Source organism: Streptomyces yangpuensis (assembly GCF_024666385.1).
Taxonomy (GTDB): Bacteria; Actinomycetota; Actinomycetes; order Streptomycetales; family Streptomycetaceae; genus Streptomyces; species Streptomyces yangpuensis.
Genome location: NZ_CP102514.1, coordinates 5,084,341 through 5,097,779 on the forward strand (window position 1 = coordinate 5,084,341; position 13,439 = coordinate 5,097,779).

General features: G+C 68.5%; 13 protein-coding genes. 12 read left to right on the forward strand and 1 reads right to left on the reverse strand.

Annotated elements, in window-relative coordinates:
- Positions 1–50 precede the first annotated feature (50 nt).
- The 12 genes from glyA to NRK68_RS23520 all read left to right on the forward strand — a co-directional run bounded on the left by glyA (position 51) and on the right by NRK68_RS23520 (position 11,418).
- The gene (gene glyA / locus NRK68_RS23465) at positions 51–1,280 is read left to right on the forward strand and encodes a serine hydroxymethyltransferase (RefSeq protein WP_183067346.1); all 1,230 of its coding nucleotides are present in this window, start codon (positions 51–53) and stop codon (positions 1,278–1,280) included.
- Between the two features lie 116 nt (positions 1,281–1,396).
- The gene (locus NRK68_RS23470; protein ID WP_183067347.1) at positions 1,397–2,731 is read left to right on the forward strand and encodes an MraY family glycosyltransferase; all 1,335 of its coding nucleotides are present in this window, start codon (positions 1,397–1,399) and stop codon (positions 2,729–2,731) included.
- A 274-nt stretch (positions 2,732–3,005) separates the two neighbouring features.
- Positions 3,006–3,443, forward strand: a complete 438-nt coding sequence (locus tag NRK68_RS23475) for a Cg1360 family ATP-synthase-associated protein (RefSeq protein ID WP_183067348.1) — start codon at positions 3,006–3,008, stop codon at positions 3,441–3,443.
- A 241-nt stretch (positions 3,444–3,684) separates the two neighbouring features.
- Complete coding sequence (gene atpB, locus NRK68_RS23480) at positions 3,685–4,491, forward strand: F0F1 ATP synthase subunit A (protein WP_046776170.1); 807 nt, start codon at positions 3,685–3,687, stop codon at positions 4,489–4,491.
- A gap of 80 nt (positions 4,492–4,571) precedes the next feature.
- Positions 4,572–4,799 (forward strand): ATP synthase subunit C-like protein, encoded by a 228-nt coding sequence (locus NRK68_RS23485; RefSeq protein WP_046776171.1) that lies wholly within the window; start codon positions 4,572–4,574, stop codon positions 4,797–4,799.
- A gap of 37 nt (positions 4,800–4,836) precedes the next feature.
- Positions 4,837–5,379, forward strand: coding sequence for a F0F1 ATP synthase subunit B (locus NRK68_RS23490; protein ID WP_030826858.1), 543 nt, complete (start codon positions 4,837–4,839; stop codon positions 5,377–5,379).
- The gene (locus NRK68_RS23495) at positions 5,376–6,191 is read left to right on the forward strand and encodes a F0F1 ATP synthase subunit delta (protein ID WP_183067349.1); all 816 of its coding nucleotides are present in this window, start codon (positions 5,376–5,378) and stop codon (positions 6,189–6,191) included. The genes NRK68_RS23490 and NRK68_RS23495 overlap by 4 nt, the downstream gene beginning before the upstream one ends.
- 129 nt (positions 6,192–6,320) lie before the next feature.
- Positions 6,321–7,916 carry a F0F1 ATP synthase subunit alpha gene (atpA, locus tag NRK68_RS23500; protein ID WP_030660299.1) on the forward strand — a complete coding sequence of 532 codons (1,596 nt, stop codon included), beginning with the start codon at positions 6,321–6,323 and terminating at the stop codon, positions 7,914–7,916.
- Positions 7,917–7,936: 20 nt separating this feature from the next.
- The gene (locus NRK68_RS23505; protein ID WP_030853614.1) at positions 7,937–8,854 is read left to right on the forward strand and encodes a F0F1 ATP synthase subunit gamma; all 918 of its coding nucleotides are present in this window, start codon (positions 7,937–7,939) and stop codon (positions 8,852–8,854) included.
- The gene (gene atpD, locus NRK68_RS23510) at positions 8,854–10,296 is read left to right on the forward strand and encodes a F0F1 ATP synthase subunit beta (protein WP_183067350.1); all 1,443 of its coding nucleotides are present in this window, start codon (positions 8,854–8,856) and stop codon (positions 10,294–10,296) included. The genes NRK68_RS23505 and atpD overlap by 1 nt, the downstream gene beginning before the upstream one ends.
- Positions 10,297–10,436: 140 nt before the next feature.
- Positions 10,437–10,808, forward strand: coding sequence for a F0F1 ATP synthase subunit epsilon (locus NRK68_RS23515; RefSeq protein ID WP_183067351.1), 372 nt, complete (start codon positions 10,437–10,439; stop codon positions 10,806–10,808).
- 163 nt (positions 10,809–10,971) lie between these two features.
- Positions 10,972–11,418, forward strand: a complete 447-nt coding sequence (locus NRK68_RS23520) for a DUF2550 domain-containing protein (RefSeq protein WP_030826849.1) — start codon at positions 10,972–10,974, stop codon at positions 11,416–11,418.
- An 86-nt stretch (positions 11,419–11,504) separates the two neighbouring features.
- Here NRK68_RS23520 and NRK68_RS23525 read toward each other — a convergent pair whose 3' ends face one another.
- Positions 11,505–13,406 carry a glycoside hydrolase family 18 chitinase gene (locus tag NRK68_RS23525; protein ID WP_183067352.1) on the reverse strand — a complete coding sequence of 634 codons (1,902 nt, stop codon included), beginning with the start codon at positions 13,404–13,406 and terminating at the stop codon, positions 11,505–11,507.
- Positions 13,407–13,439 lie beyond the last annotated feature (33 nt).

The following is a 13,439-nucleotide window of genomic DNA, read 5'->3' on the forward strand; positions in this document are numbered from 1 at the left end:
GGGTGCGGGCCTACAGTGGCTGGTAACCCGGTACCCCCTGGAGTCGCGCCATGAGCGTCATCACCCAGCCCACGGACCTGCTGCGCCGACAGGACCCGCAGATGGCCGACGTGCTCGACGGGGAGGCCCGCAGGCAGGCCGGCACGCTGCAGCTGAGCGCGGCGGAGAACTTCACCTCGACGGCCGTACTGGCGACGCTGGGGTCCCCGCTCGCGAACAAGTACGCCGAGGGCTACCCCGGCGCCCGCTACCACGGCGGGTGCGAGTACGCGGACCTTGCCGAAAACGCGGCGATCGAGCGGGCCACGGCACTGTTCGGGGCCGAGCACGCGAACGTGCAGCCGCACTCCGGTTCCTCGGCCGTCCTGGCCGCCTACGCGGCGCTGCTGCGGCCGGGGGACACCGTGCTGGCGATGGGACTCCCGTACGGGGGACACCTCACCCACGGCTCGCCCGCCAACTTCTCCGGGCAGTGGTTCACCTTCGTCGGCTACGGGGTCGACGCCGCAACCGGCCTCATCGACTACCGGCAGGTGCAGGATCTCGCCCGGGCGCACCGGCCGAAAGCCATCGTGTGCGGGTCCATCTCCTACCCCCGCCATCCCGAGTACTCCGCGTTCCGGGAGATCGCCGACGAGGTCGGGGCGTATCTGATCGCCGACGCCGCCCATCCCATCGGGCTGGTGGCGGGCGGGGCCGCGCCGAGTCCGGTGCCGTACGCCGACGTCGTGTGCGCGACGACCCACAAGGTGCTGCGCGGGCCGCGCGGCGGGATGATCCTGTGCGGCGCCGAGTTCGCCGAGCGCATCGACCGGGCGGTGTTCCCCTTCACCCAGGGCGGGGCCCAGATGCACACCATCGCCGCCAAGGCCGTCGCCTTCGGCGAGGCGTCCCGGCCGGCCTTCGCCACCTACGCCCACCGTGTGGTCGCCAATGCCCGGGTGCTCGCGGGCGCCCTGGAGGAGCGCGGCTTCACGGTCACCACCGGCGGCACCGACACACACATGATCACCGCGGACCCGGCGCCGCTGGGCGTGGACGGCCCGACCGCCCGCGGCCGGCTGGCCGCCGCCGGGATGGTGCTGGACACCTGCGTCCTGCCGTACGGGGACCAGCGGGGCGTCCGTCTGGGAACGGCCGCCGTGACCACCCAGGGCATGCGGGAGGAGCAGATGCACCGGATCGCGGAGTTGTTCGCGGCCGCGCTGCGCGGGGAAGCCGCGAAGACACGTACGGAGGTCGGCGAGCTCACGGAGGGATTTCCCCCTTACGGGGAGTAAATGGGGCAAGAGGGGTGTAGTGGAACCGGTATACCGCCCCCTCGCGTCCTCGGGAGAGGGGACATCGCAGCTAATGTGTGGGGCTGAGATGGCCGGCGATACATCTGGGGCAGCCAGTGCGTGAATATCTGCTGACGCTTTGCGTCACGGTCGCGGTGACCTACCTGCTGACCGGGCCCGTGCGGAAGTTCGCGATCGCGGCCGGGGCCATGCCGGAGATCCGTGCCCGCGACGTGCACCGCGAGCCGACGCCGCGCCTCGGCGGGATCGCGATGTTCGGCGGCCTGTGCGCGGGGCTGCTGGTCGCCGACCACCTGCAGAACCTCAACGCGGTCTTCGAGAAGTCGAACGAACCGCGCGCACTGCTCTCCGGAGCCGCCCTGATCTGGCTGATCGGCGTCCTGGACGACAAGTTCGAGATCGACGCCCTGATCAAGCTCGGCGCGCAGATGATCTCCGCCGGTGTGATGGTCATGCAGGGCCTGACCATCCTGTGGATCCCGGTGCCCTTCATCGGTACGGTCCCGCTCACCCAGTGGCAGGGCAACCTGCTCACCGTGGCCCTCGTGGTCATCACCATCAACGCGGTGAACTTCGTGGACGGCCTCGACGGCCTCGCCGCCGGCATGGTCTGCATCGCCGCCGCGGCGCTCTTCCTGTACGCCTACCGGATCTGGTTCGGCTACGGCATCGAGTCCGCGGCGCCCGCCACCCTCTTCGCGGCCATCCTGATGGGCATGTGCCTGGGCTTCCTGCCGCACAACATGCACCCCGCCAGGATCTTCATGGGCGACTCCGGCTCGATGCTCATCGGGCTGGTGCTGGCCGCCGCGGCGATCTCGCTGACGGGCCAGGTGGACCCGGACGCGCTGGCCCTGTTCGCCGGCGGTGAGCGCAACGCGACGCACGCGATGCTCCCCGCGTACATCCCGCTGATCCTGCCGCTGACGGTGATCGCCATCCCGATGGCGGACCTGGTGCTGGCCATCGTGCGCCGTACGTGGAAGGGCCAGTCGCCGTTCGCGGCCGACCGCGGGCACCTGCACCACCGGCTGCTGGAACTCGGCCACTCGCACAGCCGCGCGGTCCTGATCATGTACTTCTGGTCGGGCCTGATCGCCTTCGGCACCGTGGCCTACTCCGTGCACTCCGCCGCGATGTGGATCGTGCTGGTGATCGCCGTGCTCAGCGCGGTGGGCCTCTTCCTGCTCCTCCTGCCGCGCTTCACACCGCGCACCCCGGCCTGGGCCGAGCGCCTGGTCCCGCCGCGCTACCGGCACGCCACACGGGCGGCGGAAGCGGCCGCGGAGGCGGCCGCGCAGGACGCCTCGGGCGCCGAGCCGCAGCCCGCCAGGCCGATCACCGCGGGCGTCTCGGGCGTCAACGGAGCGACCGCCGTGGGCCCCCGTTCGCGCTTCCCCGAGCGGCGTAAGGCTGAATCCACTCGCTGACGGCCATGGCACATGTCCGACATCGCCGCCCATTAGCAGACAGTCGACCCTCCTGTCGCGCACACACGCGCAGGGTCACTCTCATGTGTGACAGTCGGCACACCCGGCAGGTAAAGCTCTCATCAAATAGTTTGTGATACCGTTCACTAAACCCGGCGACAGAGCCGAAGGACCGTAGTGCGACGGTCCCTTGGCCCGAGGTTCTCTCTCGGACCGGGCTTACGCTCGTCCCGTACGAGTCCAGTGCCCCCACCACCACGCGGAGCAAACCGCCATGCGGTCAGATGACGTCCGATCCCTTCTGCAAGCCGCCGTGCCCACGGCCATCGCCGGCGCACTCGCCGCGTTGATCAGTGGGCTTGTCGTCGGCGGCAAGGGCGCGGTCGGAGCCGTCGTCGCGACGCTGGTCGTGATCCTGTTCATGGGCATCGGATTCGTCGTTCTGCAGCGCACGGCGAAATCGCTTCCGCACCTCTTCCAGGCCATGGGGCTCATGCTCTACACGGCCCAGATCCTGCTGCTTTTCGTCTTTGTCGCAGCGTTCAAGAACACGACGCTGTTCAACCCCAAGGCCTTCGCCATCACGCTCGTCGCCACCACCCTGGTGTGGATCGCCGCGCAGACGCGTGCCCACATGAAGGCCAAGATCCTTTACGTCGAACCGGACTCGGTGAAGGGCGACAAGCCCGAAAATCCGGGGCCGAAGTCGTGAAGGGTAGGGCCGGGATAAGTGGGCGTTCGAGATCCTGCTATCGTCCGGTGCCAACTGCGGCACTGCGGGCGCGGGCATCTGAGCTGACGCCTGTTCCATCGCGAGGCTCGATGCCTGACTGCCGCCCCACCATCCGTTACACCAGTCCAGTGCCGAACCGCGGCTGCGCGCCGCGCCGACACAACGAGGTTGCCGTACCTATGCGCCACGCTGAAGGAGCCCTGCGGTGAGTGCTGCTGACATGACGCTCGCCTTCGAGATCAATTGTCATTTCGAAGACGGCACTGGCTGCGGCTTCCCGGGCCCGACCCTGTACTCGTTCCTGTTCAAGCCGATGTTCGGCGATGCGGACGGCCTGTACTTCAACAAGACGATGCTCCTGGCCCTGCTGGGCTCGGTCATCATCGTTGCCTTCTTCTGGGCCGCGTTCCGGAAGCCGAAGGTCGTCCCGGGCAAGCTGCAGATGGTCGCCGAGGCCGGCTACGACTTCGTGCGCCGCGGCATCGTCTACGAAACGCTGGGCAAGAAGGAGGGCGAGAAGTACGTCCCCTTCATGGTCGCGACGTTCTTCTTCGTCTGGATGATGAACCTCTGGTCCATCGTCCCGCTCGCCCAGTTCCCGGTGACCGCGGTCATCGCGTACCCGGCCGGGCTCGCCCTTGTCATCTACGTCATGTGGATGTCGGTGACCTTCAAGCGCCACGGTTTCGTCGGCGGCTTCAAGAACATCACGGGCTACGACAAGACGCTCGGCCCGGTTCTGCCGATGGTCATGGTGATCGAGTTCTTCTCGAACGTCCTGGTCCGCCCCTTCACCCACGCGGTCCGACTGTTCGCGAACATGTTCGCCGGTCACACCCTGCTGCTGCTCTTCACGATCGCCAGCTGGTACCTGCTGAACGGGATCGGCATCGCCTACGCGGGCGTCTCGTTCGTCATGGTCATCGTGATGACCGCCTTCGAGCTCTTCATCCAGGCCGTCCAGGCCTACGTCTTCGTGCTGCTGGCTTGCAGCTTCCTGCAGGGCGCGCTCGCCGAGCACCACTGAGCGCGGCCCGCTCCAAGCAATCCCCCCAGTCGTCCGGTGGCCAACCCCCACCGGTCCGTGAAAGAGAAGGAAGAACTGGCATGTCCCAGACCCTTGCTGCCGTCACCGGTTCCCTCAGCTCCGTTGGCTACGGCCTCGCGGCGATCGGCCCCGGCGTCGGCGTCGGCATCATCTTCGGTAACGGCACCCAGGCGCTCGCCCGTCAGCCCGAAGCTGCCGGTCTGATCCGCGCCAACCAGATCCTCGGCTTCGCCTTCTGTGAGGCGCTCGCCCTCATCGGTCTGGTCATGCCGTTCGTCTACGCCTGACGAACACGACTAGTCCGAATCGACGAAAGGCACTGATGTGAACCTCCTGGTTCTCGCGGCCGAGGAGCCTCAAAACCCCCTCGTTCCGCCGATCCCCGAGCTCGTCATCGGTCTGATCGCCTTCGTCATCGTCTTCGGTTTCCTCGCGAAGAAGCTCCTCCCGAACATCAACAAGGTTCTGGAAGAGCGCCGCGAGGCCATCGAGGGCGGTATCGAGAAGGCGGAAGCCGCTCAGACCGAGGCCCAGAGCGTCCTGGAGCAGTACAAGGCCCAGCTCGCCGAAGCCCGGCACGAGGCCGCGCGCCTGCGCCAGGAAGCGCTGGAGCAGGGCACTGCGCTGAAGGAAGAACTGCGCGCAGAGGGCCAGCGGCAGCGTGAGGAGATCATCGCTGCCGGCCACGCCCAGATCGCGGCAGACCGCAAGGCCGCCTCTCAGGCGCTGCGTCAGGACGTCGGCAAGCTCGCCACCGACCTGGCCGGCAAGCTCGTCGGCGAGTCCCTCGAGGACCACGCCCGGCAGAGCCGCACCATCGACCGCTTCCTCAGCGAGCTTGAGGAGAAGGCCGAGGCGGCCCGATGAACGGAGCGAGCCGCGAGGCGCTGGCCTCCGCGCGCGAGCGTCTCGACGCGCTGACGGACAACACGTCCGTCGACGCGGCGAAGCTCGCCGGTGAGCTGGCCGCTGTCACCGCGCTGCTCGACCGTGAGGTCTCGCTGCGTCGGGTCATCACGGACCCGGCGCAGTCCGGCGAGGCCAAGGCCGAGCTCGTCGCTCGGCTGCTCGGCGGTCAGGTCGGCGGGGAGGCCCTCGACCTGGTGTCCGGCATGGCCCGGTCCCGCTGGTCGCAGTCCCGCGACCTGGTGGACTCGCTGGAGGAGCTGGCGGCCACCGCCGACCTCACGGCGGCCCAGCAGGCCGAGGTGCTCGACGACGTCGAGGACGAGATCTTCCGCTTCGGCCGGATCGTGTCCTCGAACACCGAGCTGCGTGCCGCGCTGACCGACCGCGCGGCGACCGCCTCCGCCAAGAGCCAGCTGCTGCGCAGCCTGCTCAACGGCAAGGTGAGCGCCGTCACCGAGCGCCTGGTGATCCGTCTTGTCACCCACCCGCGTGGACGTAGCCTGGAAGCGGGACTCGAGTCCCTTTCCAAGCTCGCCGCCGAGCGCCGTGACCGCATGGTCGCCACCGTGACCAGCGCGGTTCCGCTCAGCGACGTGCAGAAGCAGCGTCTCGGCGCGGTGCTGGCCAAGCTGTACGGCCGCCAGATGCACCTGAACCTCGACGTGGACCCCGAGGTCCTCGGCGGGATCTCGGTGCGAGTCGGCGACGAGGTCATCGACGGCACCATCGCGGACCGCCTCGCAGAGGCGTCCCGCCGCATGGCCGGCTGACCAGCCACCAAAAGTACAAAGCATTCCTAGCGGCCCGGTTGGGCCGTGCAGAACTTGCAGAAGATTCCTGGGGGTCGCCCCCAGACCCCTAAGAAGCTTCAGGCCCAACAAGGAGAGCAGGGAACCCAGATGGCGGAGCTCACGATCCGGCCGGAGGAGATCCGGGACGCACTGGAGAACTTTGTCCAGTCGTACCAGCCGGACGCGGCCTCGCGCGAGGAGGTCGGAACGGTCAGCGTTGCCGGCGACGGCATCGCGAAGGTGGAGGGCCTGCCCTCCGCCATGGCGAACGAGCTGCTGAAGTTCGAGGACGGCACCCTCGGTCTCGCCCTCAACCTCGAGGAGCGCGAGATCGGTGCGATCGTCCTCGGCGAGTTCAGCGGTATCGAGGAGGGCCAGCCGGTGCAGCGCACCGGTGAGGTTCTCTCCGTAGGTGTCGGCGAGGGCTACCTCGGCCGTGTCGTCGACCCGCTCGGCAACCCGATCGACGGCCTCGGCGAGATCGCGACCGAGGGCCGCCGCGCCCTCGAGCTGCAGGCCCCGGGCGTCATGGTCCGTAAGTCGGTGCACGAGCCCATGCAGACCGGCTACAAGGCCGTCGACGCGATGGTGCCGATCGGCCGTGGCCAGCGTCAGCTGATCATTGGTGACCGTCAGACCGGCAAGACCGCTCTGGCCGTCGACACGATCATCAACCAGCGCGACAACTGGCGCTCCGGCGACGTGAACAAGCAGGTCCGCTGCATCTACGTCGCCATCGGCCAGAAGGGCTCGACCATCGCGTCCGTTCGCGGCGCCCTGGAAGAGGCCGGCGCGCTCGAGTACACGACGATCGTCGCCGCCCCGGCGTCCGACCCGGCCGGCTTCAAGTACCTGGCGCCGTACACCGGTTCCGCCATCGGCCAGCACTGGATGTACGCCGGCAAGCACGTCCTGATCATCTTCGACGACCTGTCGAAGCAGGCCGACGCCTACCGCGCCGTGTCGCTGCTGCTGCGCCGCCCGCCGGGCCGTGAGGCCTACCCGGGTGACGTCTTCTACCTGCACTCCCGTCTGCTGGAGCGCTGCGCGAAGCTGTCCGACGAGATGGGCGCCGGTTCGATGACCGGTCTGCCGATCGTCGAGACCAAGGCGAACGACGTGTCGGCGTTCATCCCGACCAACGTCATCTCCATCACCGACGGCCAGTGCTTCCTGGAGTCCGACCTGTTCAACGCGGGCCAGCGCCCGGCGCTGAACGTCGGTATCTCCGTCTCCCGCGTCGGTGGCTCCGCCCAGCACAAGGCCATGAAGCAGGTTTCGGGTCGTCTCCGCGTCGACCTGGCCCAGTACCGCGAGCTGGAGGCGTTCGCCGCCTTCGGTTCCGACCTGGACGCCGCGTCGAAGGCCTCGCTGGAGCGCGGCAAGCGCATGGTCGAGCTGCTGAAGCAGGGCCAGTACCAGCCGATGCCCGTCGAGGAGCAGGTCGTCTCCGTCTGGGCCGGCACCACCGGCAAGATGGACGACGTCCCGGTCGCCGACATCCGTCGCTTCGAGTCGGAGCTGCTGGAGCACCTGCGCCGCGAGCGCAAGGACCTCCTCACCTCCATCGCCGACGGCGGCAAGATGTCGGACGACACCCTCGGCTCGATCGCCGACGCCATCGCGGCCTTCAAGCGCCAGTTCGAGACCTCGGACGGCAAGCTCCTGGGCGAGGACGTGCCGGCCGTCAACGTCTCCAAGTGACGACGGAAGGGACCTGACTCATGGGAGCGCAGCTCCGGGTCTACAAGCGTCGCATCCGTGCCATCACGGCGACCAAGAAGATCACCAAGGCGATGGAGATGATCGCCGCCTCGCGCATCGTCAAGGCGCAGCGCAAGGTGGCGGCGTCGATGCCGTACGCGACCGAGCTCACCCGTGCGGTGACGGCGGTGGCGACCGGCTCGAACAACAAGCACGCCCTGACCACCGAGGTGGAGACGCCGACCCGCGCCGCGGTCCTGCTCATCACGAGCGACCGCGGTCTGGCCGGCGGCTACTCCTCGAACGCCATCAAGCAGGCGGAGCGGCTCACCGAGCGGCTGCGCGGCGAGGGCAAGGAGGTCGACAGCTACATCGTCGGCCGTAAGGGTGTCGCCTACTACGGCTTCCGTGAGCGCAAGGTCACGGACTCGTGGACCGGCTTCACCGACAGCCCGGCCTACGCCGACGCCAAGCGCGTCGCGGGTCCGCTGATCGAGGCCATCCAGCTGGAAACGGCCGAGGGCGGCGTCGACGAGCTGCACATCGTCTACACGGAATTCGTGTCGATGATGACGCAGAACGCGGTCGACGGCCGGATGCTGCCGCTCAGCCTCGACAAGGCTGCGGAGGAGGACGGTGCGAAGGGCGAGATCCTTCCGCTGTTCGAGTTCGAGCCGTCGGCGGAGGACGTCCTCGACGCCCTTCTGCCGCGCTACGTCGAGAGCCGGATCTACAACGCACTGCTGCAGTCGGCCGCTTCCGAGCACGCCGCCCGCCGCCGCGCGATGAAGTCGGCGACCGACAACGCCGGGGACCTCATCAAGAGCCTCTCCCGGCTTGCCAACGCGGCCCGCCAGGCCGAAATCACCCAGGAAATCAGCGAGATCGTCGGTGGCGCCAGCGCCATGGCCGACGCGACCGCGGGGAGTGACAAGTAATGACGACCTCTGTTGAGACGGCCGCTGCCACGGGCCGCATCGCCCGGGTCATCGGCCCGGTCGTCGACGTGGAGTTCCCCGTCGACGCGATGCCCGACATCTACAACGCGCTGAAGGTCCAGGTCGCCGACCCGGCCGAGGACGGCGCGCTCAAGACGCTGACCCTTGAGGTCGCCCAGCACCTGGGTGACGGCCTGGTCCGCACGATCTCGATGCAGCCCACCGACGGTCTGGTCCGCCAGGCCCCGGTGACCGACACGGGCGAGGGCATCACCGTCCCCGTCGGCGACTTCACCAAGGGCAAGGTGTTCAACACCCTGGGTGAGGTGCTCAACTACCCCGAGGCGAACGCCGAGGTCACCGAGCGCTGGCCCATCCACCGCAAGGCCCCGAGCTTCGACGAGCTCGAGTCCAAGACGGAGATGTTCGAGACCGGCGTCAAGGTCATCGACCTTCTCACCCCGTACGTCAAGGGTGGAAAGATCGGTCTGTTCGGTGGTGCCGGTGTCGGCAAGACCGTTCTGATCCAGGAAATGATCTACCGCGTCGCCAACAACCACGACGGTGTGTCGGTGTTCGCGGGCGTCGGTGAGCGTACCCGTGAGGGCAACGACCTCATCGAGGAGATGGGTGACTCGGGCGTCATCGACAAGACCGCCCTTGTCTTCGGCCAGATGGACGAGCCCCCGGGCACCCGTCTGCGCGTCGCCCTGGCCGGTCTGACCATGGCGGAGTACTTCCGCGATGTTCAGAAGCAGGACGTGCTCTTCTTCATCGACAACATCTTCCGGTACACCCAGGCGGGTTCCGAGGTGTCGACCCTGCTCGGCCGTATGCCCTCCGCGGTGGGTTACCAGCCGAACCTGGCCGACGAGATGGGTCTCCTCCAGGAGCGCATCACCTCGACCCGTGGTCACTCGATCACCTCGATGCAGGCGATCTACGTCCCCGCGGACGACCTGACCGACCCGGCGCCGGCGACCACCTTCGCCCACCTCGACGCGACGACGGTTCTCTCCCGTCCGATCTCCGAGAAGGGCATCTACCCGGCCGTGGACCCGCTGGACTCGACGTCCCGCATCCTCGACCCGCGGTACATCGCGGCGGACCACTACGCGGCCGCCATGCGTGTCAAGGGGATCCTGCAGAAGTACAAGGACCTCCAGGACATCATCGCGATCCTCGGTATCGACGAGCTGGGCGAGGAGGACAAGCTCGTTGTCCACCGTGCCCGTCGTGTCGAGCGCTTCCTGTCGCAGAACACCCACGTGGCGAAGCAGTTCACCGGCGTGGACGGTTCGGACGTTCCGCTCGACGAGTCGATCACCGCGTTCAACGCGATCTGCGACGGCGAGTACGACCACTTCCCCGAGCAGGCGTTCTTCATGTGCGGTGGCATCGAGGACCTGAAGGCCAACGCCAAGGAGCTGGGCGTCTCCTGATCCGGCGCGCTCCGCGAGGGGCGCATCCGGTTCGCAGGTTCGACGGAGAGGGGCGGGTGTGTCCCGTCCCTCTCCCCACGCCCATTAGAATTTGACCCAACACCCGGCCGACCCGCCGGGTGGTGACCCGAGGAGCCACCTTGGCTGCTGAGCTGCACGTCGAGCTGGTCGCGGCGGACCGCAATGTCTGGTCCGGCGAGGCCACCCTTGTTGTCGCCCGCACCACGTCCGGCGACATCGGCGTCATGCCCGGTCACCAGCCGCTTCTCGGTGTGCTGGAATCGGGCCCGGTGACCATCCGCACCAGCGAGGGCAGCACTGTCATCGCCGCGGTGCACGGCGGATTCATCTCGTTCGCGGACAACAAGCTGTCGCTGCTGGCCGAGATCGCCGAGCTCGCGGACGAGATCGATGTCCAGCGTGCGGAGCGGGCACTGGAGCGCGCGAAGGCGGAGGCCGACGCGGCCGCCGAGCGTCGCGCGGATGTCCGGCTGCGCGCCGTAACGGGCTGAACGCCCGTCGGAGTTTCAACCGCCGGGCCCCGGAGGGCGACCTCCGGGGCCCGGCAGACCTCAGCCGCGGTCCGTTCTGGAATTTTCCAGACCGGGTCGCGGCTGAGGCGATGCAGGTCTGTTTTTTCTCATGCGTATTCGATGAGCGAGGAGGTCGGTGAAGATGCTCCTCGCTCTGCTTGTGAGCGGCCTGGTCGTAGCCCTGGTGGTGATCGGGCTGTTCGTCTTCGGACTGCGACGCAGACTGATCCAGCGGTCCGGCGGCACCTTCGACTGCAGCATGCGCTGGGGTGTCGCCGAAGAGCCCGACATCTCCGGCAAGGGGTGGGTGTACGGGGTCGCCCGCTACAGCGGTGACCGGATCGAGTGGTTCCGGGTGTTCTCGTACTCCCCGCGCCCGCGCCGGCTGCTGGAGCGTTCCTCCATCGAGGTCCTGGCCCGCCGCGCCCCGGAGGGCGAGGAGGAGCTGGCCCTGCTGTCCGACGCCGTCGTGCTCGGCTGTCTCCACCGGGGGACGCGCCTGGAGCTGGCGATGAGCGAGGACGCGCTGACGGGCTTCCTGGCATGGCTGGAGGCGGCGCCGCCCGGCCAGCGGGTGAACGTCGCCTAGAACGGGCCCGTTACCCCGGAGGGGTACGTGAGGGCATGAAGAAGCCGGGGAGACGGGGGCGGACCCGTCTCCCCGGCTTCCGTCCGTTACCGGAGCCCGGTGTGGACGGCGTTGGCGAGCTCGCCGTTCGCGGTGTCGCCGCTGAACTCCCAGTAGAAGGCTCCCCTGAGGCCCTGCTGCTTGGCCCAGGTCATCTTCCCGGCGATGGTGGCGGGTGTGTCGTAGCTCCACCAGTTGCTGCCGCACTTGGCGTAGGCCGTGCCGGCGACGGTGCCGGTGGCCGGGCAGCTGTTCTTGAGCACCTTGTAGTCCTCGATGCCCTGCTCGTACGTGCCCGGGGCCGGTCCGGTGGCGGTGCCGCCGGGGGCCGCCTGGGTGACGCCGGTCCAGCCGCGGCCGTAGAAGCCGATGCCCAGGTTGAGCTTGGAGCCCGGCACGCCCTTGGCCTTGAGCTTGACGATGGCGTCGGCCGAGTTGAAGCCGGCCTGCGGGATGCCGGCGTACGAGGTGAGCGGGGAGTGCGGGGCGGTCGGGCCCTGGGCCGCCCAGGCGCCGAAGAAGTCGTAGGTCATGACGTTGTAGAAGTCGGTGTACTGCGCGGCGCCCGCGTAGTCCGCCTTGTCGATCTTGCCGCCGTCCGAGGCGTCGGCGGTGATGGCGGCGGTGACCAGGTTGTTCGCGCCGAAGCGGGTCTTCACGGCCTGCATCAGGTTCTTGAAGGCCGCCGGGCCGCTGGTGTCGCAGGACAGGCCGCAGGCGTTCGGGTACTCCCAGTCCAGGTCGATGCCGTCGAAGACGTCGGCCCAGCGCGGGTCCTCGACCAGGTTGTAGCAGGACTGGGCGAAGGCGGCCGGGTTGGCGGCGGCCTGCGGGAAGCCGCCGGACCAGGTCCAGCCGCCGAAGGACCACAGGATCTTGATGTTCGGGTACGCCTTCTTCAGCTTGCGCAGCTGGTTGAAGTTGCCCCGCAGCGGCTGGTCCCAGGTGTCGGCGACGCCGTCGACGCTCTGGTCGGCGGTGTAGGCCTTGTCGTAGTCGGCGTAGGCGTCACCGATCGTGCACTGGCCGTTCTGGACGTTGCCGAAGGCGTAGTTGATGTGCGTGATCCGGCCGGCGGTACCCGAGGTGACCAGGTTCTTCACGTGGTAGTTACGTCCGTAGACGCCCCAGTTGGTGAAGTAGCCGAGCTTGACCTTGTCGCCCGGGTCCGGGGGGATGACCCCGCCGGTCGTGGTGACCGTGGTGGAGCCGGAGGAGGGGCCGGTCTGGTCGACGGTGTCGCGGGCGGTGACGCTGTAGGTGTACGTCGTGCCCTTGGTCAGGCCCGAGTCCGCGTAGCTGGTGCCGGTGACCGTGGCGACCTTTGCGGAGCCGCGGTAGACGTCGTAGTTCTTGACGCCCTTGTCGTCGGTGGCCGGGGTCCAGGTCAGGGTCAGCGAGGTGTCGGCGACGTTGCTCGCGGCGGGGGCGCCGGGAGCGGTGGGGGGAGTGTCGCCGGGCTGGGTGCCGCCGTCGCAGGAGGCTCCGTTGATCCTGCAGCCGCTGGGGGCGCCGGAGCCGGAACCGTTGAAGCCGAAGCTGGCGGTGGCCCCGGGGGCGAGGGTGCCGTTCCAGCCGACGTTCTTGGCGGTCCAGTGGGTGCCCGAGCCGGTCACGGTGGCGTCCCAGGCCGAGGTGACCGAGGTGCCCGCCGGGTAGTCCCACTCCACGGTCCAGCTGCTGAGGGTGGTGGTGCCGGTGTTCTTCACCACCCACTTGCCCTCGAAGCCGGAACCCCAGTCGGAGACCTTGGTGTACGTCGCGGTCGCCGCGGCGGCGGCCTGGGCCGGGCCGGCCAGGGCCACGAGCCCGGTGACGGGGAGGGCGAGCGCGGCGACGACCGCCGCGACCCTGGTGAAGAACCGGGTGCGCCTGGTGGGGGGTGGGGATGCTGTGCTCAAGGGTGCTCCTCCGTAGGTCCGTCGCGGCCGTGGGGCCGGCTGCGACATGGGGGTGGGACCTGCGCCGCCCGTGAGCACGCT